Source organism: Streptomyces syringium (assembly GCF_017876625.1).
Taxonomy (GTDB): Bacteria; Actinomycetota; Actinomycetes; order Streptomycetales; family Streptomycetaceae; genus Streptomyces; species Streptomyces syringius.
This window is the reverse complement of the sequence record NZ_JAGIOH010000001.1, coordinates 6,771,646-6,792,377: the sequence shown is the minus strand read 5'-3', so window position 1 is coordinate 6,792,377 and position 20,732 is coordinate 6,771,646. Positions and strand designations below refer to the sequence as shown.

The following is a 20,732-nucleotide window of genomic DNA, read 5'->3' as shown; positions in this document are numbered from 1 at the left end:
TTGCTCACGCGGCCACCTGCTCGCGCGGCGCGGTGATCCCCTTGGTCGAGGCGATCACGCCGCGCAGCTTCTTGGCAAGAGCCTCATAGAACATGCTGAGCGGGAACTCGTCGGGAAGCACGTCGTCCACGAGCTTGCGGGGCGGCTGAGTGAGGTCCAGGGCGTCGGGGCCCTTGGCCCACACGGAGCCGGGGTGCGGGGAGAGATAGGTCGAGACCAGGTCGTAGGCGGCGAACCAGTGGACGAGCTTGGGGCGGTCGATACCGTCGCGGTAGAGCTTCTCGATCTCGGCGCACAGCTGGTTGGTGACCTGCGGGGCACGCTGCCAGTCGATGTGGAGGGTGTTGTCCGTCCAGCGTACGACGTCGTGCTTGTGGAGGTAGGCGAAGAGCAGCTGCCCGCCGAGGCCGTCGTAGTTGCGGACCCGGTCACCGGAGAGGGGGAAGCGGAACATCCGGTCGAAGAGCACGGCGTACTGCACGTCGCGGCCCTGGGAGTAGCCGTCGGCCTCGAGCTTCACGGCCTCCTTGAAGGCGGTGAGGTCACAGCGCAGCTCCTCCAGCCCGTACATCCAGAACGGCTGCCGCTGCTTGATCATGAAGGGGTCGAAGGGCAGGTCGCCGTGGCTGTGGGTGCGGTCGTGGACCATGTCCCACAGGACGAAGGCCTCCTCGCAGCGGTGCTGGTCGCCCACCATGTCCTGGATGTCGGCGGGCAGCTCCAGGCCGAGGGTGGCGACGGCCGCCTCGGTGACGGCGCGGAAGCGGGCCGCCTCGCGGTCACAGAAGATCCCGCCCCAGGTGAAGCGCTCGGGGGCCTCGCGGACGGCGATGGTCTCCGGGAAGAGGACCGCGGAGTTGGTGTCGTAGCCCGAGGTGAAGTCCTCGAAGGTGATGCCGAGGAAGAGGGGGTTGTCGTAGCGGGTGCGCTCCAGCTCGGAGAGCCACTCCGGCCATACGACGCGCAGGGCGACGGCCTCGAAGTTGCGGTCGGGGTTGCCGTTCTGCGTGTACATGGGGAAGACCACGAGGTGCTGGAGGCCGTCGGCGCGGTGCGCGGCGGGCTGGAAGGCCAGCAGGGAGTCGAGGAAGTCCGGCACGCCGAAGCCCGTGTCGGCCCAGCGGCGCAGGTCCGCGACGAGAGCGAGGTGGTACTCGGCGTCGTGGGGCACGAGCGGGGAGAGCTCCTCGACGGCCGCGATCACGCGGTCGACCTCGGCCCGGACGCTCTCGCCCGGCGGTGCGCCCTCGGCCGTGAGGTCGATGGAACCGTCCGCGGACTGCCAAGGCCGAATAGCCTCTACGGCGTCCTTGAGCGTGGCCCAGGCCGGGTGGCCCACCACACGCTCCGCGGACAAAATGTTGGCCTCTGCCGCTATCGGCGCAAGGATTTCCGTCATGGCTACCCCTCCTCAGGAGAACCTGGTGTTAAGACACCGTATCTGTGCCAGGTTCTTCGCCTCAAGGGGAGTGGCGATAAATTATCCTGCCGACCCCCGGGTCGGGCCGCTATTTTTCCTGCCGCCCATCACCCGGTGTGCCTCATAGGCGGGATCCTGTCACGTCCGGCACACCGGCCACGGGGGCCGGACCGATGTGATTCGGCCATGGTCCAGCCGTCCTCCCGGCGTCCACCCGGGACCCGCCTACCCAGACCCACCGCGTTCATGAGCGTTCATGAATCGGCAACAGTCTTCCGCCATTCGGACCGTTCGTGGCATGACCTGGACAGATGGCCCCGCGCGCTGCCAGTCTCCCGCCATGCCCGTCGCCAACCCGCACCGATACGCCCGCCGCCGCGGGCTCCTGGCCGCCACCGCCGCCCTGCTGTGCGCGGCGGTCGCCGGCTGCGCCCCTCAGGACGACTCCGACTCCGCGAAGTCCCCCGGCCCCGCACCCGGCGGTCCGGCCGGCAAGGGTTCCTGTGGGAAGGGGAAGCTCGCGACCGAGACCGCCGGAAAGCTGACGGTGGGCACGGACAAGCCCGCGTACGCCCCCTGGTTCCAGGACGACGACCCGGCGAGCGGCAAGGGCTTCGAGTCGGCCGTCGCGTACGCCGTCGCCGAGCGGCTCGGCTACGGCCGGTCCGATGTCATCTGGCAGACCGTGCCCTTCCAGAACTCCTTCGCGCCGGGCGAGAAGAAGTTCGACTTCGACCTCAATCAGATCTCCATCAGCGACGAGCGCCGCCGGGCCGTGGACTTCTCCCCGGGCTACTACGACGTGCGCCAGGCCGTCATCGCCCTCAAGGACTCCCCCGCGGCGAAGGCCACGTCCGTCGCCGACCTCAAGCGCGTCAAGCTCGGCGCCCAGGTGGGCAGCACGAGCCTCGACGTCCTCAACGACGTCATCAAGCCGGGCCCACGGCCCGCCGTCTTCCAGAAGAACGACTTCGCCAAGACCGCGCTCAAGAACGGCCAGGTCGACGCGATCATCGTCGACCTGCCCACGGCCTTCTACATCACCTCTGCGGAGGTGAAGGAAGCGAAGATCGTCGGCCAGTTCGACGCCGAGGGCGGCAAGGCCGAACAGTTCGGCCTCGTCCTCGACAAGGGCAGCGCGCTGACGGCCTGCGTCAGTGGCGCCGTCGACTCGCTGCGCAAGGACGGCACGCTGGCCCGCCTGGAGAAGAAGTGGCTCTCCGAGGCCGCGGACGCCCCGGTGCTCAAGTGACGGTCAAGGACACGGTGCCGGAGTCGTCCGACAAGTCCGAGAAGAAGGGCGCGGCCGACGCTTATGTGCCGTCCGCGCGGCGCGTCGAGCGCGAGCGGTTCAAGCGGGCCCGGGCCCGCCGGGCCACGGCCGTCGCGGCCGGGAGCACCCTGGTCACGGCCGTCGCCCTCTTCCTCCTCGTCGTCAACTCCCCCGGCTGGCCCCGCACCCGCGAGACGTTCTTCAGCGCCCACTACGCGCGCGAGGCGCTGCCGAAGGTCCTCGAAGGGCTGCTGCTCAATCTCCGGCTGCTGCTCGTCTGCGGCGCGGCGGTCCTCGTCCTCGGCCTGCTGATCGCGATCGCCCGCACCCTGCGCGGCCCGGTGTTCTTCCCGCTCCGCGCGCTCGCCACCGCCTATACGGACTTCTTCCGCGGACTGCCGCTCATCATCTGCCTGCTGATGGTCGTCTTCGGCGTGCCGGCGCTGCGGCTGCAAGGGGTGACGACCGACCCCGTTCTGCTGGGCGGTACGGCGCTGGTGCTGACGTACTCGGCCTATGTCGCCGAGGTGTTCCGCGCCGGCATCGAGTCCGTGCACCCCAGCCAGCGCGCCGCGGCCCGCTCGCTGGGTCTCACGGGGCGCCAGACCCTGCGGTTCGTCATCCTGCCCCAGGCCGTGCGCCGGGTCGTGCCGCCGCTTCTCAACGACCTGGTCTCGCTCCAGAAGGACACCGGTCTCGTCTCGATCGCCGGCGCGGTCGACGCGGTCTACGCGGCGCAGATCGTCGCCGGCAAGAGCTTCAACTACACGCCGTATGTGCTCGCAGGGCTGATCTTCGTGGCCCTCACCATCCCCATGACCCGCTTCACCGACTGGATCACCGCACGGATGGACCGCCGCCGCGCGCAGGGAGGCATCGTATGAGCGGGCCCGACGTCAACGAGGCCGGCACCGACGTCGTGCTGCGGCTGGAGTCCGTGCGGAAGACCTTCGGCCGGTCCGTCGTGCTGCGCGACGTGGATCTGGAGGTTTCCCAGCACACCGTGACCGCGCTCATCGGCGCGTCCGGCTCGGGCAAGTCCACCCTGCTGCGCTGCGCGAATCTCCTGGAGGAGATCGACGACGGCGCGATCTTCCTCGACGGCGAGGACATCACCGATCCCCGCGTGGACCCGGACGCGGTGCGCCGCCGGATCGGCGTCGTCTTCCAGGCCTACAACCTCTTCCCGCACATGACCGTGCTGGAGAACGTCACCCTCGCCCCGCGCCGGGTGCACGGGGTGCCGCGCGCGGAGGCGGAGGAGCGGGCGCACGAATTGCTGGGGAGGCTGGGGCTCGACGGCAAGGCGGGCGAGTACCCGGACCGGCTCAGCGGCGGTCAGCAACAGCGCGTCGCGATCGTACGGGCCCTGGCGGGCCGGCCCCGGCTGCTGCTCCTCGACGAGATCACCGCGGCGCTCGACCCGGAGCTGGTGGGCGAGGTGCTGAGCGTCGTGCGTGACCTCAAGGAGGAGGGCATGACCATGGTCCTGGCCACCCACGAGATGGGGTTCGCCCGGGACGTCGCGGATCAGGTGTGCTTCCTGGACGGCGGGGTGGTGCTGGAGCGCGGTACCCCCGCGGAGGTCTTCGGCGAGCCGCGGCAGGAGCGCACACGGCGCTTCCTGCGCCGGCTCGTGGAGGCCGGCCGGCTGTGAGGACCGGCCGGCCGCGGCGTCAGGCCCGCTCGGCCAGTTCCTTGACCAGCAGTTCGAACTCGAGGTCGTCGCGCTGCGGGATGCCGAAGCGGTCGTCGCCGTAGGGGAAGGGGGACATCCGGCCGGTGCGCCGGTAGCCGCGGCGCTCGTACCAGGCGATGAGCTCGTCGCGCTGCCGGATGACCGTCATGTGCATCTCCCGGGCGTCCCACTCGGCCCGGACGACCCGCTCGGCCTCCGCCATGATCACCTTGCCGAGCCCGGCACCCTGGAGGGAGGGGCGGACCGCGAACATCCCGAAGTAGGCGTGGGTGCCGCGGTGTTCGAGCTGGCAGCAGGCGACGATCTCGTCGTCCCGCTCCACCACGAGCAGGATGCTGGACTCGTCGGTCACCACGGCCAGGACGCCGTCGGGGTCGGTCCGCTGGCCGTCCAGCAGGTCGGCCTCGGTCGTCCAGCCCGCCCGGCTGTCGTCACCGCGATAGGCCGACTCGACCAGCTCGACCAGGGCGGGCACATCCGCGGCGGTGGCCGCCCGGAAGGTCGGCTCGGCGGTGCGGCTGCCGGCGGTCTCCATCATGTTCCGGGGTCCTCTCCGTATGGTTGTCGGCCCTTATGACCCTAACCCGGTGCGGTGTGCGTACAGTCGCGGGCATGGTGCACGTACTGAGCAGCAGGGTGCTACTGAGGCCGACCGACCCCGAGCGTTCGCGGGTCTTCTACGGGCGGACGCTGGGCCTCGCGGTCTACCGCGAGTTCGGCACCGGCCCCGAGCGCGGCACCGTCTACTTCCTCGGCGGCGGATTCCTGGAGGTCTCCGGCCGCGCCACCGACCCGCCCGCCCCCGGCCTGGAGCTGTGGTTGCAGGTCGCGGACGCGGAGGCGGCGCACGAGGAGTTCCTGCGGCAGGGGGTCGCGGTGCTGGAGCCGCCGGAGCGGAAGCCGTGGGGCCTGGTGGAGATGTGGATCGCCGATCCGGACGGGGTGCGCATCGCGGTGGTGGAGGTCCCGGAGGACCACCCCATGCGCTACCGCCCGGGGACCTAAGGGGGCTGCGGTCTCGGGCGTCCCGTGCGGTCCGGGGTGTTCGTATGCTCCGGAGCGTACGCGGTCCGTGTGCGCCGGCGCTGCGCGGGCGCACGACCGCCCCTTTCCGTGCTCCCCTTTTTGCGCCCGTGCGCTCCCGTGTGATGCCGACTCAGTGGGCATTCTCCGGAGGTAAGTGTGCGTCCATGGAGGTGTGCCGTGCACGGACCGCCGCTGGTCGGGTGGTTGCTGGTGGCGTTGTGCGCCGCGACGGGCGCGTACTGCCTTCTGAGCGTGCGGGCCGGCGCGGCGGGGGAGCGCCGGGCCGCACGCGGGGACGCGCTGATGGGGCTGGGCATGGCGGTGATGGCGGTGCCGGCCGCGACGCTGGACACCAGGCCGTGGGGGGCACCGCTGTTCGCCGTGGTGTTCGCGACGGGCGGGCTGCGCGCGCTGCTGCTGGCCCGGGAGTGTGCCGAGGCCCATCATCTGCACCACGCGGTGGGCGCGTTCGCGATGGTCTATATGGCGCTCGCAATGTCGGGCACCCCTGTCGGCGGGCATGCGGGGGCCTCGCACGAGCCGGCGGGTACTCCCCTGCTCACGGGGCTGCTGCTGGTGTATTTCGCGGTGTACGTCGTACGGGCGGTGGCCGGGCTCGTCCCGGTGATGGCCGGGCCGTCCGGCGAGGCCGCGTGGGCCGATGCCCCGCCGCGCCCCGGCTGGCAGTGGCGGCCCGAGCTGACCAACGCCTGCCGGCTGACCATGGGCATCGGCATGCTGGCGATGCTGCTCACCCTGTGACGTTGCCGAGTGGGCCCGCGGGCCGGTCCACCGGGGGCCGTCGGTGCAGGACAGGCCCTGAGCCGGTGCGCCCCGCCGTGGTACGCGTGGCGTGCGTCACTTCGCTCGCGGGGGCGTACCCCGGGGTGGCCGCGCGCTCATAGGCTGACCGGCATGATGGTCCCGCTCGCGCTGCTGGCCCTCGCCGGGCTGGCCGCGGCAATGGCGCCGCGCCTGCTGACCCGTGCCGACTGGCCCGACCGTGAACCTGTCGTGGCGCTGTGGGTGTGGCAATGCGTCGTCGCGGCCGTGCTGCTGTGCTGCGTGCTCGCCATGGCGCTGAGCGCCGCCGCGGCCTGGCAGGCCGTGCGCGGCCATGTCTTCGCCCTGGCACCGCACGGCGTCATGGAGGCCTACGCCCTGACCGCCTACGGGTCGTGGGCGGCACCCCTGGCCGTCACTCTCGCGTGCGGCGCGGTGTGGACGGCGGCGATGCTCACCCGCGAGGTGCACTGGGCGCGTCTGCGGCACCGGCGGCGGCGCGCGGAGTTGCTCGTGCGCTCCCCTCTGCTGCCCGGTGAGGAGCCCGGCGCGGACCGGCTCCTGGTGCTGGAGGGCGACCGGCCCGACGCCTGGTGGCTGCGCGGTCGTGCCACGCCGCAATTGGTGATCACGACGGGGGCGCTGCGGCGGCTCAAGGGGGCGCGGCTGGACGCGGTGCTGGCCCATGAGCAGGGACACGCGCGCGCCCGGCACGACTGGCTGCTGCACTGCTCGTCGGCGCTGGCGAACGGCTTTCCGCAGGTGCCGGTCTTCGCGGCGTTCCGCGACCAGGTCCACCACCTGGTCGAGTTGGCCGCGGACGACGCCGCCTCGCGCCGGTTCGGCCGGCTGACGACCGCGCTGGCACTCGTCGAACTCAATGAGGAAAGCGGGGTGTTCGGCCCCTGCCCGTCCCGGCTCTCGCAGGTGCCCGGCCGGGTCCACCGGCTCTTGGAGCCCACGCCCCGGCTGACGGCCGCGAGGCGGCTGCGGCTCACGGCCGCGGCGGCGCTGGTGCCGGCCGTGCCCCTGCTGGTGACCTTCGCGCCGGGGCTCAGCGCGCTGGGGCTCGGCACACCGGGGTGAGGCCGCACCCCGGTCCGTGGCCGGGCCGGTTCCTGCCCCTGCCGGCCGGTCCGCGTTCGCGGGCTGGTTTCATGACGCCCGGATGGGCGACGATCTGATCATGCAGGTTCCCACGCGCCTCTCCGCCCCGCCCGCGGCACCGGTCCGGCCCACGCGCTCCGTCTGGCTGCGTTCCGGAGCCGTGCTCTGCGCCCTGTTCCTCGTCCTCCTGGCGCTGGCCGGCAGCGGCTGGCAGCCCTTGGACTCACTGGACCGGCGGGTGGCGAACGACCTGCATCCGGTGGCGGTGACGCACGACGGGTGGACGCACGCCATGCGCCTGCTGTCGGACTGGCTGTGGGACCCGTGGACGATGCGTGCGGCGCTCGCCGTCACGGCGCTCTGGCTCCTGTGGCGGCGCCAACGGCTGCCGGCGCTGTGGATCGCCGTCACCTCGGCGCTGGGGACGGCGCTGCAACAAGGCCTCAAGGCGGGGGTCGGACGGGACCGTCCGCACTGGGCGGACCCGGTGGCCACCGCCCACTACCAGGCATTCCCGTCCGGGCACGCGCTGACGGCGACGGTGGCGTGCGGACTGCTGGTGTGGCTGCTGTGGTTGCACGGGGCCGAGCGGAGCCGTGTGCGTGCCGCGCTGGCGGTGAGCGTGGTGTCGGTGCTCGGCGTCGGCTTCACCCGCGTCTATCTGGGGGTGCACTGGCTGTCGGACGTCGTGGGCGGTGTGCTGTTGGGTGCGGCTCTGGTGGCCGCCTCGGCCTGGACGTACGCCCGGTACGCCCAGGGGCCGAGGTGGCGGGCGCGCCGCGGCGGGCCGTCGGCACAGCCCGGCACCGCCCCGGAATAGTTCACGCCCGACGCAGTGCGGAGCGGCCCGCGTAGCGTGCCGAGTCGCCCAGCTCCTCTTCGATCCGGATCAGCTGGTTGTACTTCGCCGTGCGGTCGGAGCGGGAGAGCGAGCCGGTCTTGATCTGGCCGCAGCCGGTCGCGACCGCCAGATCCGCGATGGTGGTGTCCTCCGTCTCGCCCGAGCGGTGCGACATGACAGCCGTCCAGCCCGCCTCGTGGGCGGTGGCCACCGCGGCCAGCGCCTCGGTCAGGGTCCCGATCTGATTGACCTTGACCAGGACCGAGTTGCCGACGCCGGTGCGGATGCCCTCGCGCAGCAGCGTCTCGTTGGTGCAGAAGACGTCGTCGCCGGTGAGCTGGCAACGGTCGCCGACGCGGGCGGTCAGCTCGCGCCAGCCGTCCAGGTCGTTCTCCGCCATCGGGTCCTCGATGGAGACGACCGGGTAGGCGTCGATGAGCGCGGCCAGGTAGTCGGCGTTCTCGGAGGGGGTGCGGCGCACCCCCTCGCCCGCGTAGTCGTACACGCCGTCGCGGAAGAACTCCGACGACGCCGGGTCCATGATCAGGCCGATGTCCGTGCCGGGGCGGTAGCCGGTGCGCTCGATGGCGGCCATCACGAAGTCGAGCGCCTCCTCGGCGGTGCGCAGCGCGGGCGCGAAGCCGCCCTCGTCGCCGACGCCCGTGGAGTGCCCGGCGGCCAGCAGATCGCGGCGCAGGGTGTGGAAGACCTCGCTGCCCATGCGGACGGCCTCGGCGAAGGTGTCCGCGCCCACGGGCGCGATCATGAACTCCTGGAAGTCCAGCGGGTTGTCGGCGTGGGCGCCGCCGTTGACGATGTTCATCATCGGTAGCGGCAGGAGGTGGGCGTCGGTGCCGCCGAGGTAGCGGTAGAGGGGCTGCCGGTGGGCCGCCGCGGCGGCCTTGGCGGTGGCGAGGGAGACGCCGAGGACCGCGTTGGCCCCGAGCCGGGACTTCGTGGCGGTGCCGTCGAGGGCGATCAGCGCGGCGTCGAGACCCGCCTGGTCCGCCGCGTCCCGGCCGCGCACGGACGCCGCGATCTCACCGTTGACGTGGGCCACCGCGCGGTCGACGCCCTTGCCGTGCCAGCGCGCGGAGTCTTGGTCGCGCAGTTCCACGGCCTCCCGGGCACCGGTGGAGGCGCCGGAGGGGACAGCCGCGCGCCCCAGGGACCCGTCCGTCAGGACGACGTCGACCTCGACCGTGGGGTTGCCCCGGCTGTCGATGATCCGGCGGGCGGTGACGGTGTCGATGGCGGTGTCGGTGTTTGCGGCGGGTCCGGCTGCCTTTTCGGACATGGGAGTCCCTTCCCGTTGTCGTATGCCGTGGCCCCGGCTGCGACAACGCTGGCGCTGAGCCCGACAACGCCAAACACTACAGCAATGCTGCTCAGTTTTGCTGTACAGCCTTGCTGTGCAGCTTTGCTGTACAGGGCAGGTGCGCAGCTTTGCTGATCAACGGGGTAAAATTCCCTATGCCCACCCCGGAAGCCGCCGCCATCGCCGCCGAACTGCGCACCGCGATGGGCAAGCTCACCCGACGCGTCAAGCACGAGGACAGCATCCCGCTGGGCCAGGCCGCCGTGCTCGGCGCACTCGACCGCAACGGCGCCATGACCACCAGCGACCTCGCCGCCGATCAGCGCGTACGCCCTCAGTCGATGGCACGGGCGGTGGGGCTGCTCATGGAACAGAGCCTGATCACGCGCCGGGCGCACCCCACGGACGGCCGCAAGTCGCTGGTCGAGCTGTCGGACGCGGGCCGGGCCGCGCTCGAAGCGGAGCGCGGCCGCAGGGCCGGCTGGCTCGCGCAGGCCATCGAGGCCGAACTCACCGATGAGGAGCGGGCGCTGCTGGCACGGAGCGCCGCCCTGCTGGAGCGGCTCGCCACACGCTAGACGAGCCGCTCCGATGCGATCAGCGGCCGTCCGGGCTCCCGGGACTCGCCGGGGGCGTACCCGGGGCGGCGTGCAGGCCCCCGTGCAGATGGACCAGGCTGTCCCCCGGGGAACCGATCCGTACGTGCTCCACGACGCAGACGATCAACTCGTGGTCACCCAGCTTGAGTTGATGGTGACGCGTGCCGACCAGCCACGCGGCGCAGTCGTCGAGCAGCGGCACCCCGTGCGGGCCGGTGTGCCAGCGGGTGGGCGGGGCGAACCGGTCGACACCGACGGCCGCGAACCGCTCGGCCACGTCGCGCTGGGCGGCGCCGAGCAGCTGGATCCCGAACGCCTGGCAGTCCTTGACCCTGGCCCAGGTCGAGGACGTCTCGGCGAGCGCGAAGGAGACCAGCGCCGGTTCGGCGCTCACCGAGGTGAGCGAGGTGATCGTCACCCCGGCGGGGCCGGAGGGCGTGGCCGCGGTGAGCACCGCGACGCCGGAGGCGTGCCCCCGCAGCGCGGTGCGCAGCTGACCGGCGCCGACCGTGGGCGCCGCGGTGGTCACGAGCCCGTCCCTGAGGGTGTGGTGCCCAGCAGCCGTTCGGGCCGGGGGGCCACGGCCGCGATGGAGCGCGGTGTGCCGGACGCCGTGTCGGGCCGGGTCTTGATGGTGATCCGGGCGGCCAGTTCATGGGCCAGGGCCCGCGCTTCGTCGGCCGACTCGCCACGGACGATGAGCAGCCCGGACCGGTCGTAGGACCAGGCGATGGGGGCCACCGTGTCACCGGGCGCGACGGAGAGCTGCAGGGCCACCACCCGCGGATCGGCGCGCACCTCGTCGGCTCCGGTGACGGACTCGACGATGCCCGGCTCGGCGGTCAGGAAGCGGATGGCGCCGCCGCCCCTGGCCGGCCCCGGCGTGATGGGCGCGGTGCGGTCCGCGTACCAGAGGAAGCCCAGGGCGTCGATGTCGGTCCCGTACACCTCGTGGGTCAGGTCGGTGATCCGGTCGCCGCCGCGCCGGTTGTGGGACTCCACCAGGCGGGGGCCGTCGGCGGTGAGGATCACCTCGCTGTGCGAGGGGCCGTCCTTGACTCCGACGGCGTCCAGCATCCTGCCGACCAGCGCATCGATCCGGGCGGTGGCGTCCGCGTCGAGGCCCGCCGGCTGTACGTGCCCGACCTCGACGAACGAGTCCAGCTTCTCCTTGGCCGTGTACGCGATGACCACGTGCTCGCCCGCGAAGCTGAACGCCTCCACGCTGAACTCGGGGCCCTGCAGATACTGCTCCATCACGAACGTGTGCAGCCCGAACTCCGCTGCCCAGGCCGCGACGTCCGCGACCGCCTCGGGGCCCTGCACCAGCCGCACGCCGAGGCTGCCGGACCCGTACCTGGGCTTGATCACCGCGGGCCCGAACTCGGCGACGAAGGCGCGGATATCGGCCTCGTCGTGCCCCAGGCGGGCGGCGACGCCTTCGATGCCCCGCTCGGCGAGCAGCTCCCGGAAGGCCAGCTTGTCCTGCAGCACGCGGACGGTGTCGAGGCCGGTGCCCGGCAGGCCGAGCGCCGTGGTCGCGGCCGCCGCCGACTCCAGGCCGTCCTCGATGATCGAGACGACCCGGGCCAGCGGCCGGTGCCGGTGCACGGCGGCGAGGAGATCGGCGACGGCCTGCGGGTCGCGGTAGTCCGTGAGATGGGCCTCGGCCACCAGCTCCAGGCCCGACGGGTCGAGTTCGTGCGGGCCGTGCACCCAGACGATGTCGAAGCCGGCCTTCCGTGCCTTCTTCAGGGCGGCGACCTGGCCGCCGATGACCGCGATCCGCGGTGCGTTCCCGTGTGTCATGCGCGCAGCTCCCGTCCCGATGCGTTCTCCAGCCAGCGCACGACCTCGACGTTGTCGGCGCCCGCCGGCAGTTCGTCGTGCGCCTTCTCCCACAGCTCCCGGCAGGCGTGGCCGAAGGCGGCGGGGCCGCCCGCGGAGTCGAGCAGCGACGTGCCGATGCGGATGTCCTTGAGCATCAGCCGCAGCGCGAAGCCCGAGTCGAAGGTACCGGGCAGCACATGGTCGGGGATCTTGGTCTGCGAGGCGTGGTTGCGGCCGGTGGAGGCGTTGATCACCTCCAGCATCGCCGCGGGTTCGAGGCCGAACGCCCGCCCGGCGAGCATGACTTCGGCGACCGCGGCGAGATTGACCGCGGAGAGCAGGTTGTTGAGCGCCTTCAGCGCGTGGCCCGCGCCCGCGGGCCCCACCCGGTACACCGTGCCGAGCGCGCCGAGTACCTGCTCCGCCCGTGCCACGTGCTCGGTCTCGCCCGCGGCCATCAGCGTCAGCTCACCCGCACGCGCGGCGGCCGGGGAGCCGGAGACCGGCGCGTCCACCACGGACACCTCGTGCCCGGCGGCCGCGCGGCCGAGGGCCAGCGTGTCCTCGGGTGCCGAGGAGCCCGTGTCGACGATCAGGGAGCCGGCGGCGAGGTGCGGGAGCAGCTCATCGGCCACCTGCCGGACCGCCGCTCCGTCGGGGAGCATGGTGATCACCACCGGGGCGGCCAGGTCGGCGATGCCCTCCGCCGTGCGCACGCCCGGGTGCTCACCGGCCGCCGCGGCGACGCTCGGATCGGCGTCGTACGCGACCACGTCGAACCCGCGCTCCGCGAGGCGACGGCACATCCCTCCGCCCATGGACCCCAGTCCCGCAAATCCCACCCGCATGATCCGATCCGTTCCTTTCTCAGTACGTGTTGCTCGCGCGTCCCAGCGGACGCGTTCCTGCTGTTCCGGCGTGCTCGTGGCGGCGCGCCGCTCTCGTCCCGTCAGATGGCGGCCAGCCCCCGGACGAGGAGGACGAGCGCCGCGACGACCGCGAGGACGAGCACCGCTCCGCGCATCCGGCCGCCGCCGTCCACCCGCCGCCGGACCGGCCCCGACAGCGCGAATCCGGCCACCACCGCGGGCAGCAGCATGGCCCCGAAGGCCAGTTGGTTGCCCGGCAGGCGGCCCACGACGGTGAGGGAGCCGAGCGAGAGCAGCGTCCCGGCCGTGTAGAAGACGCTGAGGGTGCCGCGGACCGTGGGCCCGGGCTCCCGGTGGTAGACGAGCGCGATGAACGGCCCGCCGATGGACGACGTCGTCCCGGTGAGGCCCGCCACGGCGCCGGAGGCGATCAGGGTGCCCCGGTTCCTGGGCAGCCTGGCCGGGTCGAAGGCGAGCAGCGAGACGACGCCCAGGGTGATGCCCGCCGAGAGCAGGTCGAGCGTCGACACCGAGACCACGAGGATCACGTACGAGGCCGCCACCGTGCCGACGATCCGCCCGGCCATCGCCCAGGAGACGCCGTACCAGTCGGTGTGGGAGATCTCCCGGACCGCCCCGAGCGCGGCCAGGACGGCGGCGACCAGGAGCAGGGACCCCGGCATGAGACTCGGCGCGGCGATCTGCACCACCGGCGCCGACACCAGGGCGAGACCCACTCCCAGGCTGCCCTGGACCAGCGCGCCGAGGAACACCGCGAGGGACGCGAAGACCAGGACCGACAGCTCAGGCATGGACGGCCACCTCCGCGCGTATCCGCTCCCCCGCCGCGCGGGCGACCCGCTCGGCCGCGAAGCCCGCCACCACGAGCACCCCCGCGGCCACCACCCAGCCGAGCGAACCCGAGCCGAGCAGCAGCCCGGTGACCATCACGGGGCCGAGGACCCGCTGCCCGGCCACGCTCAGATTGAAGACGGACAGATAGCGTCCGCGCTGCTCCTCGGGGGCCAGAGCTATGGACAGGTCCCACACCGCGGAGTTGGCGATCACCTCGGCCAGCGACAGCGTCACCACGGCGGCGGCCAGCCACGCCACCGCGGGCCCGCCCGCGACGGAGCCGGACGCGGCGAAGCACAGACTGCTCACCGCGAGTACGGCGCCCGTCCACGTCAGCATCCGGGTGGTGCGCCGCTGGCCGGTCGCCAGCCGGCTGACCGGGATCTGCAGCACCACGACGAGCACGGTGTTCAGCGCGAACAGCACCGACACGGTGGCCCGCGGGGCGTCCGTGTGCTCCAGGATCCACACCGGCATCGCGACCAGCAGCATCGTGTCGAAGAAGAACAGCAGGAAGTTGAGCCCGGTCAGCGTCAGATAGCGCGCGTCGGGCAGCACCCGGCCCTTGACCGGTCCTTCGGCCGTGCCCTCCGGGGCGGCCTCGGCCGCTGTCGGCGCGGTCAGCTCGGACACCCGCAGCACGAGCACCGCACCGCCGAGGAAGGCGAGCCCGATGGCGACCAGCGTGACCCGGTAGGCGGCCTGGGTGTCGCTGGCGAGCGCCACGCCGGCCGCCATCGCGCCGACCCCGAGTCCGCAGTTGCGTACGACGTTGACCACCGCGAGCAGGCGGGTGCGCTCCTGGCGCTCCGGCACGGCCACGGCGACCAGTGCCTGGAGCACCGGCGGCCCCGCCCGGTCGCACGCCACCGCGCACAGTGTCACCACCATGAACTGCCAGAAGTCCGTGACGAAGACGTACGCCGCACAGCACACCCCCCGCCCCAGATACACCGCGGCGAGTACCCGCCGTGCCCCGTACCGGTCGGCGAGGACCCCGCCGAGCAGCGAGATCCCCAGGGCCACGACACCGGCGAGGGCGAGCCCGGAGGCCACCTGGTTCGCCGAGAGGTCCACCTGCCGGGTGAAGTACGCCATGGAGCTCGCCATGAACAGGCCGATGCCGAGCGACTGGACGAGGGCTGCGGCGGCGAGTCTGCGCCCGCCCGCGGTGAGCTTCACGTCACTCGGCCCCGAAGTCGAAGTCGACCTGGTCCTCGAGCTCCATCTCGCGCACGATGCGCCGTACCCCGGAGAAGTCGCGCACCAGCAGGCCGGTGCCGGCCTGGCGGCGGCAGTCCTCGACGATCTCGTCGGCCTGCTCGAACCCGGCCGCCCGCAGGATGCCGGGCCACACCGCGAAGTCCTGCTCCACGAAGGCGTGCAGCGCCTTGGGCAGCGAGTCGACGAAGGTACGGCGCTGTTCGGCGTTCATGTGCACGTACAGCGCCTTGGCGACCTCGACCATGACGGAGGAGTGCGCGGACTCGTCGCGGGCGTGCAGCCGGGGCACCAGGGCGTGCAGCGGCTGGACGGTCTTGTCGCGGGAGAGCAGCTCCAGGTAGGCGTTGACGCTGATCTCCGAGACGGTCGTCCACACCAGCTTCAGCAGGTCGCGCTCCCAGCGCTCCGACGCCTTCGCGTCGGCTTCGAGGAGCCGGCGGTAGGTGACCGTGTGCGGGTAGGCGGGCTCGCCGGTGATCTGCCGGACCTCGCGGGTGCGCTGCATCGCGATCATGTGCATGTAGGTGTGCCAGACCTCGTCCACATGCGTCTGCTGGACGGCGCGCTTGAGCTGGATGCCGTCGGCCCCGGGAAAGGCGCCGTGCATGATCATGGCGAAGGTCGGGTTGGCGACGTACTCCTCGGCCGCGATGACCCGCTCGTTGTAGACCAGCCAGGCCATGGTGAGGACCTTCTGGCGCTGCTCGGGCGTGGCCGCGAGGTACAGGGGGTGCTCGGCGAACGGCAGCAGGTGCTCCGGGTAGTCCGGCAGCCGCTCGTCGTACTCCTCCGGCTCCGATATCTGGTCCAGGTCGGTGCGGATCGTGGCGCGCCGCGGCCAGGAGTCGGCGATCCGGCGCAGCACGGTCTCGTCGATGCCGTGCGCGTGGCCGTCCTCGATGGTCTGCTCGTGCTCGGCGATGCTCAACGCGGGTCCCCTTCGGATACGTGGTCGTGTGCGGCCGACGCGATGGCGTCGGCGAGGAGGGCGAGGCCGGGCGCCAGCTCTTCGGCGTCCGCCACGATCGGCGGCATGATCTTGAGGACCTGGCCGCGGGCGCCGGAGGTCTCCACCAGGAGCCCGCGGGTGAAGGCGGCCCGTGACACGCGGTCCGCGAGGGCGGGGTCGGTGAAGCCGAGACCGCGGATCAGGCCGCGGCCCAGCACGGTGCAGCCGAGGTCGGCGAAGGTGGCGGCCAGTTCGGTGAGCCGCTCCTCCAGGGCGGCGGCGTTGCGCCGCACCTGCGGGGCGAACTCCGGATCCGCCCAGCGGTCCAGGCAGGCCGTGGCGGTGACGAAGGCCAGGTTGTTGCCGCGGAAGGTGCCGCTGTGCTCGCCGGGGCCGAGCTGGTCGAGCTCGGGGCGGATCAGGACGAGGGCCATCGGCAGGCCGAAGCCGCTGATGGACTTGGACAGGCAGATCAGATCGGGGACGATGCCCGCCTCTTCGAAGCTGAAGAAGGTGCCGGTGCGCCCGCATCCCGCCTGGATGTCGTCGACGATCAGCAGGATGCCCCGCTCGCGCGCCACGTCGGCGAGCCTGCGCAGCCACGGCGCGCTCGCCGCCGCGAGGCCGCCCTCGCCCTGCACGGTCTCCACCACGAAGGCCGCGGGCAGGTCGATGCCGCTGCCCGGGTCGTCGAGCATGCGGGTGAGGTAGTCGATGGTGTCGACGCCTTCGCCCGCGTACCCCTCGTACGGCATCCGCGTGACGTGACCGAGCGGCACCCCGGCCGCCCCGCGCTTGAACGAGGTGGCGGACGCGGCGAGCGCGCCGAGCGAGAGGCCGTGGAAGCCGCCGGTGAAGGCGATGATGTCGGTGCGTCCGGTGACCCGGCGGGCCGTCTTGAACGCCGCCTCGACGGCGTTGGTGCCGGTCGGCCCGGTGAACTGCACCCGGTGGTCGAGCCCGCGCGGCGCGAGCACCACCTCGCGGAAGCGGTGCAGGAACGCGGCCTTGGCGCCGGTGTGCAGGTCGAGGCCGTGGACCGGCCCGTCGGCCTGCAGGTACTCGATGAGGGCGGCGCGCACCTCGGGCGGGTTGTGCCCGTAGTTGAGCGCTCCGGCGCCCGACAGGAAGTCGATGTACTCGCGGCCTTCCGCGTCCCACATGCGAGCTCCCGCCGCCCGTGTGAAGACGGCGGGAAAGCGCCGGCAGTAGGTGCGTACGGCCGATTCGAGCTCGTCGAAGACGGCCGTGTCCGATCCGGGGGTCACCGGCCCTGCGGTGAGCGGTTCGGCGGTGGTCATGAGGCACTCCAAGGGTCGATGCCGGTGATCTCGGCCGTCTCACGGGGGGTCAGGGCGGTGCGCGGGGAGAGCGGGAACCAGCCGGCGACGCTGAGCCGCAGCAGTTCGCGCATGCGGTCGGCGATCAGCTCCGGGGTGTACCGGTCGGGCACCTCGGCCGCGTCGATCACCGGGGTGGGCGGGAAGTAGCGGCCGCCCGGGACGGGGCGTACGACGGCATCCCACAGATTGAGGCTCTGGCCGCCCCAGCGGGCCCGGCCGCTGAACACCGAGTACAGCGGAAGGCCTTCGGGGTGCGGCCGGCTGAGCGCCTGGTTCACCGCCTCGCTGACCATCTCGATGATCAGGCCGCAGCCGCCCGCGGCCCGGGCACGGCGGGCCTGCGCGAAGAGCGCGAGCGCGCCGTCCAGGGCGTCGCCGTGCCGGGCCAGGCCGCCGCTCTGCGGGGTGTAGCCGAGGTGCGCCAGGGTGGGTGTGCCGGTGCGGGCCACCGCCTCGATGCAGTCGAACTCGCCCTCGCCCGCCACCTCGATCTTGACGGCGTCCGCGCCGGCCGCGACGAACCGGTCGGCGGCGGCCCGGGCCGTGGCGGGGGTGCGGGTCGTGCCGTCCGGCAGGTCGGCGAGCAGGAACGGCCGCCTGGCGGCCGGGAACGCGGCGTCCAGCGCCTTGCGCACCTCGGCCACCAGGCCGGTGAGGGTGGCGAGGCCCCACTCCTGCTCGGCGTCGCCGGTCAGCGTGGTGCCGTCGCGGCCCAGGTGTGTCATGAAGTACGAGTCGCCGACCATCACGCATTCGACGGGGGCGTCGTGCAGGTCCGGCGCGCGCAGCGCCTCGGCGAGGCCCTCCACCTCGTAACCCCGATACGCGTTGATCTTGAGTCCGAGTTGCGCCGGGCTGTCGTACCGGTGCAGATACGGAGCCAGCGCGGCAGCCGCCGCCGGCCTGGCCACGGTGGTGTCAACGGTCACGGCCGCCCTCCCAGTAGATCTTGTTGATACGGCCGATGGCGTCCGTGACGACCTCTTCGGGTGCCGCGGTGAAGCAGAGCCGGGCCCAGCCGTCGCAGTGGGCGCCGAACACCCGGCCCGGCGCGAGTCCCACGCCGGCCTCGGCGCAGCGGCGCACGAACTCCGCGCCGTCGCCGTAGCGGCTCAGGTCGAGGAAGGTGTAGAGCCCGCCGGTGACGCGGGTGTGCGGGATCTCCAGGGCGGCGTCGGCGAGTCGCCATGCGCGCTCGGCCGCCGCCCGGCGCCGCGCCAGCTCGTCGGCGGGTGTGGCGAGCGCCCGGAACGCGGTGTACTGCGCGGCCGTGGAGACCGAGTACAGCGTGTGCAGCGACCACTTGGTGAGGATCTCCTCCGCGCCGGGCGGCGAGATCAGATGGCCCACACGGGCGCCGGGCATCGCGTACGTCTTGCTGCAGCTGTGCACCGAGAAGGTGCGCTCCGCCGCGCCGGGAACGGCCGCCGTGTCGAGGAAGCCGCCGTCGCTGAAGTCGTAGTTCTCGTACGCGTTGTCGGCGATCAGCCACAGGTCGTGCCGCGCGGCGAGCTCGACGAGCGCGCCCAGGGCACGCTCGTCCAGGCGGAAGCCCGTCGGGTTGTTGGGGTTGTTGAAGTAGATCGCCCGGGTGCGCGGGCCCACGGCCCGCTCGATCGCGGCGATGAAGTCGAAGCCGGGGTCCTCGCTGAGTTCCAGGAAGACCGGCACCTCGCGCGGCGTCCCGCCGGCCGCCCACACGAGGCCGGTCGCGAAGAGCCACTGCGGGGACAGGATGAGGACCTCGTCGCCCGGACCCAGGATGGCGTGCAGGGTCACGGCGATGGCGTGGGTGGCGCCGCTCGTCACCAGGACCTGCCCGGGGTCGACAGGGGTGCCCCGGCGTCGGCTCGCCGCGTCGGCGAACGCCGAGCGCAGCGCGGGGACTCCGGCGGGCGGCGCGTGTTCGTGGGCCGCGATCCCGAACTCCGCGCGCTCCCAGGTGGTCGGCCGCGCGCAGGGCTCGAAGACGGTCTTGCCCTGCTGCAACGGCACCGGTTCGGTGTGCGCGCCGGAGCGCAGCAGCCGGTCGACGGTCACCAGCGGGGAGGGCGGTATCTCGCTGAGGGTTCTGGCAAAGGAAGGCATGGGGGGTGCTCACTCCTGGACTTAGGACGGGCCCGTGCTGCTGAGCGGGAGTTCGGCCGCGGCGCCACGGGCGGGCCGGTCGATGCCGAGGTTTCCGCGCAGGGTGGTGCTCTCGTACTCGGTGCGGAACAGGCCCCGGCGCTGCAGCTCGGGCACCACGAGGTCGACGAAGTCGTCCAGGCCCTCGGGGAGCACGGGCGGCATGACGTTGAAGCCGTCGGCGGCCTCCCCGGTGAACCACTCCTCCATGAGGTCGGCGACGTCCTGGGGGGTGCCGATGACGACGCGGTGCCCGCGGCCCCCGGTCAGGGACTGGTACAGCTCCCTGACCGTCAGGCCCTCGCGGCGCGCCTTGTCGTAGACGAGCTGCTGGCGGCTGGTGCTGCCCTGGGTCGGCGGCAGTTCGGGCAGCGGCTCGTCCAGCGGGAAGCCCGAGATGTCGATGTCGCCGAGGAGCTGGGTGAGCAGCCCCAGCCCGACCACCGGGTCGACCAGTTCCTGCAGTACCGCGTACTTGTCCTCGGCCTCGGCGCGGGTGCGGCCGATCACCGGGAAGAGACCGGGCATCACCTTCATCTGGTCGGCGTCGCGCCCGTAGGCGGCGGCCTGCTGCTTGATGCCGCGGTAGAACGTCCGGCCCTCCTCCAGCGTCTGGGCGGCGGTGAAGACCACCTCCGCCCAGCGGGCGGCGAAGTCCTGGCCGTCCGCGGAGGCGCCCGCCTGGATGAGCACGGGGTAACCCTGGGGCGGGCGGGCCACGTTGAGCGGACCGCGCACCGAGAAGTGCTCGCCCTTGTGGTCGAGGACGTGCAGTCCGTCGGGATCGAAGTAGCGCCCGGACTCCTTGTCGTACCCGAACGCGTCGTCGTCCCAGCTGTCCCACAGGCCGGTGACGACCTCCATGAACTCCCGGGCCCGGTGGTAGCGCGACGCGTGGTCGGGCTGGGAGTCGCGGTTGAAGTTCTTCGCCTCGGCGTCCGTCACCGAGGTGACGATGTTCCAGGCGGACCGGCCGGCGCTGAGGTGGTCGATCGAGGCGAACTTCCGCGCGATGTGGAACGGTTCGTTGTACGTCGTCGACGCGGTCGCCGCGAGACCGATGTGCGTGGTGTGCACGGCGAGGGCGGACAGGAGCGTCAGCGGGTCGAACTGGAGGAAGCGACCCCATCGGCTCAGCTCGTCGGCGTTGTTGTACGGGGTGCGGATGCCCACCCCATCGGCGACGAAGAACATGTCGAACTTGCCGCGCTCGGCGGTGTGCAGGAGCTCGCGGTAGTGAGCGAAGTCCAGGCCGCCGTTCGCGCGGGCCGTGGGGTGACGCCAGGAGGCGACGTGGTAGCCGGGGGCCAGGAGAAAGGCTCCAAGACGGAGCGTACGGCGTGTCACGCCCATAGCAGGTCTCCGGTGTCCTTGCAGGTGAGGAACTTTGGATCAAGACGGACACTAGATCAGCAGCCGAGAGGGAGACACGTTTCTGCGTGCACTGTGGCTTTACCTCGGGAAGCTGC

At 72.3% G+C, this 20,732-nt stretch carries 21 protein-coding genes; 8 read left to right on the top strand and 13 right to left on the bottom strand.

The window, feature by feature from the left end; all coding sequences use genetic code 11:
• Positions 1-4 precede the first annotated feature (4 nt).
• A complete protein-coding gene (locus tag JO379_RS29800; protein WP_130881090.1) occupies positions 5-1,399 on the bottom strand; it encodes a DUF6421 family protein in 1,395 nt (464 codons plus the stop codon).
• A 361-nt stretch (positions 1,400-1,760) separates the two neighbouring features.
• Between JO379_RS29800 and JO379_RS29795 the strand changes: the two genes are divergently transcribed.
• The 3 genes from JO379_RS29795 to JO379_RS29785 are packed head-to-tail and all read left to right on the top strand — an operon-like array spanning position 1,761 to position 4,350.
• The gene (locus JO379_RS29795) at positions 1,761-2,672 is read left to right on the top strand and encodes an ABC transporter substrate-binding protein (RefSeq protein WP_130881890.1); all 912 of its coding nucleotides are present in this window, start codon (positions 1,761-1,763) and stop codon (positions 2,670-2,672) included.
• Complete coding sequence (locus JO379_RS29790) at positions 2,669-3,577, top strand: amino acid ABC transporter permease (RefSeq protein ID WP_372449119.1); 909 nt, start codon at positions 2,669-2,671, stop codon at positions 3,575-3,577. Before JO379_RS29795 ends, JO379_RS29790 begins: the two co-directional genes overlap by 4 nt.
• On the top strand, positions 3,574-4,350 hold the full coding sequence (locus tag JO379_RS29785) for an amino acid ABC transporter ATP-binding protein (RefSeq protein ID WP_130881091.1): 777 nt from the start codon (positions 3,574-3,576) through the stop codon (positions 4,348-4,350). Before JO379_RS29790 ends, JO379_RS29785 begins: the two co-directional genes overlap by 4 nt.
• Before the next feature lie 19 nt (positions 4,351-4,369).
• On the opposite strand, the gene JO379_RS29780 is transcribed toward JO379_RS29785, so the two are convergent.
• Complete coding sequence (locus tag JO379_RS29780) at positions 4,370-4,927, bottom strand: GNAT family N-acetyltransferase (RefSeq protein WP_130881891.1); 558 nt, start codon at positions 4,925-4,927, stop codon at positions 4,370-4,372.
• Positions 4,928-5,004: 77 nt separating this feature from the next.
• Here JO379_RS29780 and JO379_RS29775 point away from each other — a divergent pair, with 77 nt between their 5' ends.
• From JO379_RS29775 to JO379_RS29760, 4 genes are all read left to right on the top strand, one after another.
• Complete coding sequence (locus tag JO379_RS29775; protein WP_130881092.1) at positions 5,005-5,397, top strand: VOC family protein; 393 nt, start codon at positions 5,005-5,007, stop codon at positions 5,395-5,397.
• Positions 5,398-5,595: 198 nt separating this feature from the next.
• Positions 5,596-6,180, top strand: a complete 585-nt coding sequence (locus tag JO379_RS29770) for a DUF5134 domain-containing protein (RefSeq protein ID WP_130881093.1) — start codon at positions 5,596-5,598, stop codon at positions 6,178-6,180.
• A 153-nt stretch (positions 6,181-6,333) separates the two neighbouring features.
• Complete coding sequence (locus JO379_RS29765) at positions 6,334-7,287, top strand: M56 family metallopeptidase (protein WP_209517836.1); 954 nt, start codon at positions 6,334-6,336, stop codon at positions 7,285-7,287.
• A 100-nt stretch (positions 7,288-7,387) separates the two neighbouring features.
• A complete protein-coding gene (locus JO379_RS29760; protein WP_209517834.1) occupies positions 7,388-8,128 on the top strand; it encodes a phosphatase PAP2 family protein in 741 nt (246 codons plus the stop codon).
• A 1-nt stretch (position 8,129) separates the two neighbouring features.
• Here the strand turns inward: JO379_RS29760 and eno are convergent, their stop codons facing one another.
• A complete protein-coding gene (gene eno, locus JO379_RS29755; RefSeq protein WP_209517832.1) occupies positions 8,130-9,446 on the bottom strand; it encodes a phosphopyruvate hydratase in 1,317 nt (438 codons plus the stop codon).
• A 176-nt stretch (positions 9,447-9,622) separates the two neighbouring features.
• Between eno and JO379_RS29750 the strand changes: the two genes are divergently transcribed.
• Positions 9,623-10,045, top strand: a complete 423-nt coding sequence (locus tag JO379_RS29750; protein ID WP_130881097.1) for a MarR family winged helix-turn-helix transcriptional regulator — start codon at positions 9,623-9,625, stop codon at positions 10,043-10,045.
• Between the two features lie 19 nt (positions 10,046-10,064).
• On the opposite strand, the gene JO379_RS29745 is transcribed toward JO379_RS29750, so the two are convergent.
• From JO379_RS29745 to JO379_RS29700, 10 genes are all read right to left on the bottom strand, one after another.
• Positions 10,065-10,595, bottom strand: a complete 531-nt coding sequence (locus JO379_RS29745) for a flavin reductase family protein (protein WP_130881098.1) — start codon at positions 10,593-10,595, stop codon at positions 10,065-10,067.
• Entirely contained in the window at positions 10,592-11,875 is a 1,284-nt protein-coding gene (locus JO379_RS29740; RefSeq protein ID WP_130881099.1) for an ATP-grasp domain-containing protein, read from the bottom strand. Before JO379_RS29740 ends, JO379_RS29745 begins: the two co-directional genes overlap by 4 nt.
• Positions 11,872-12,744, bottom strand: a complete 873-nt coding sequence (locus JO379_RS29735) for an NAD(P)-dependent oxidoreductase (RefSeq protein ID WP_130881100.1) — start codon at positions 12,742-12,744, stop codon at positions 11,872-11,874. The genes JO379_RS29740 and JO379_RS29735 overlap by 4 nt, the downstream gene beginning before the upstream one ends.
• Positions 12,745-12,845: 101 nt before the next feature.
• Positions 12,846-13,577 (bottom strand): TSUP family transporter, encoded by a 732-nt coding sequence (locus tag JO379_RS29730; protein WP_130881101.1) that lies wholly within the window; start codon positions 13,575-13,577, stop codon positions 12,846-12,848.
• Positions 13,570-14,802: an MFS transporter gene (locus JO379_RS29725; protein ID WP_130881102.1), complete on the bottom strand. Its 1,233-nt coding sequence runs from the start codon at positions 14,800-14,802 to the stop codon at positions 13,570-13,572. The genes JO379_RS29730 and JO379_RS29725 overlap by 8 nt, the downstream gene beginning before the upstream one ends.
• A 1-nt stretch (position 14,803) precedes the next feature.
• Positions 14,804-15,772, bottom strand: coding sequence for a diiron oxygenase (locus JO379_RS29720; RefSeq protein ID WP_242626383.1), 969 nt, complete (start codon positions 15,770-15,772; stop codon positions 14,804-14,806).
• The gene (ectB, locus tag JO379_RS29715) at positions 15,769-17,094 is read right to left on the bottom strand and encodes a diaminobutyrate--2-oxoglutarate transaminase (RefSeq protein WP_130881103.1); all 1,326 of its coding nucleotides are present in this window, start codon (positions 17,092-17,094) and stop codon (positions 15,769-15,771) included. The genes JO379_RS29720 and ectB overlap by 4 nt, the downstream gene beginning before the upstream one ends.
• On the bottom strand, positions 17,091-18,065 hold the full coding sequence (locus JO379_RS29710; RefSeq protein WP_130881104.1) for a 3-methyl-2-oxobutanoate hydroxymethyltransferase: 975 nt from the start codon (positions 18,063-18,065) through the stop codon (positions 17,091-17,093). Before JO379_RS29710 ends, ectB begins: the two co-directional genes overlap by 4 nt.
• On the bottom strand, positions 18,055-19,224 hold the full coding sequence (locus JO379_RS29705; RefSeq protein WP_209517830.1) for a pyridoxal phosphate-dependent aminotransferase: 1,170 nt from the start codon (positions 19,222-19,224) through the stop codon (positions 18,055-18,057). Before JO379_RS29705 ends, JO379_RS29710 begins: the two co-directional genes overlap by 11 nt.
• Positions 19,225-19,245: 21 nt before the next feature.
• The gene (locus JO379_RS29700) at positions 19,246-20,616 is read right to left on the bottom strand and encodes an LLM class flavin-dependent oxidoreductase (RefSeq protein WP_130881106.1); all 1,371 of its coding nucleotides are present in this window, start codon (positions 20,614-20,616) and stop codon (positions 19,246-19,248) included.
• Positions 20,617-20,732: the final 116 nt, after the last annotated feature.

Bases quoted from the DNA above. Each gene is read 5' to 3' on its own strand.
- JO379_RS29800 (WP_130881090.1), bottom strand. From the start codon at position 1,399: ATGACGGAAATCCTTGCGCCGATAGCGGCAGAGGCCAACATTTTGTCC.
- JO379_RS29795 (WP_130881890.1), top strand. From the start codon at position 1,761: ATGCCCGTCGCCAACCCGCACCGATACGCCCGCCGCCGCGGGCTCCTG.
- JO379_RS29785 (WP_130881091.1), top strand. From the start codon at position 3,574: ATGAGCGGGCCCGACGTCAACGAGGCCGGCACCGACGTCGTGCTGCGG.
- JO379_RS29780 (WP_130881891.1), bottom strand. From the start codon at position 4,927: ATGGAGACCGCCGGCAGCCGCACCGCCGAGCCGACCTTCCGGGCGGCC.
- JO379_RS29775 (WP_130881092.1), top strand. From the start codon at position 5,005: ATGGTGCACGTACTGAGCAGCAGGGTGCTACTGAGGCCGACCGACCCC.
- JO379_RS29765 (WP_209517836.1), top strand. From the start codon at position 6,334: ATGATGGTCCCGCTCGCGCTGCTGGCCCTCGCCGGGCTGGCCGCGGCA.
- JO379_RS29760 (WP_209517834.1), top strand. From the start codon at position 7,388: ATGCAGGTTCCCACGCGCCTCTCCGCCCCGCCCGCGGCACCGGTCCGG.
- eno (WP_209517832.1), bottom strand. From the start codon at position 9,446: ATGTCCGAAAAGGCAGCCGGACCCGCCGCAAACACCGACACCGCCATC.
- JO379_RS29750 (WP_130881097.1), top strand. From the start codon at position 9,623: ATGCCCACCCCGGAAGCCGCCGCCATCGCCGCCGAACTGCGCACCGCG.
- JO379_RS29740 (WP_130881099.1), bottom strand. From the start codon at position 11,875: ATGACACACGGGAACGCACCGCGGATCGCGGTCATCGGCGGCCAGGTC.
- JO379_RS29735 (WP_130881100.1), bottom strand. From the start codon at position 12,744: ATGCGGGTGGGATTTGCGGGACTGGGGTCCATGGGCGGAGGGATGTGC.
- JO379_RS29730 (WP_130881101.1), bottom strand. From the start codon at position 13,577: ATGCCTGAGCTGTCGGTCCTGGTCTTCGCGTCCCTCGCGGTGTTCCTC.
- ectB (WP_130881103.1), bottom strand. From the start codon at position 17,094: ATGACCACCGCCGAACCGCTCACCGCAGGGCCGGTGACCCCCGGATCG.
- JO379_RS29705 (WP_209517830.1), bottom strand. From the start codon at position 19,224: ATGCCTTCCTTTGCCAGAACCCTCAGCGAGATACCGCCCTCCCCGCTG.
- JO379_RS29700 (WP_130881106.1), bottom strand. From the start codon at position 20,616: ATGGGCGTGACACGCCGTACGCTCCGTCTTGGAGCCTTTCTCCTGGCC.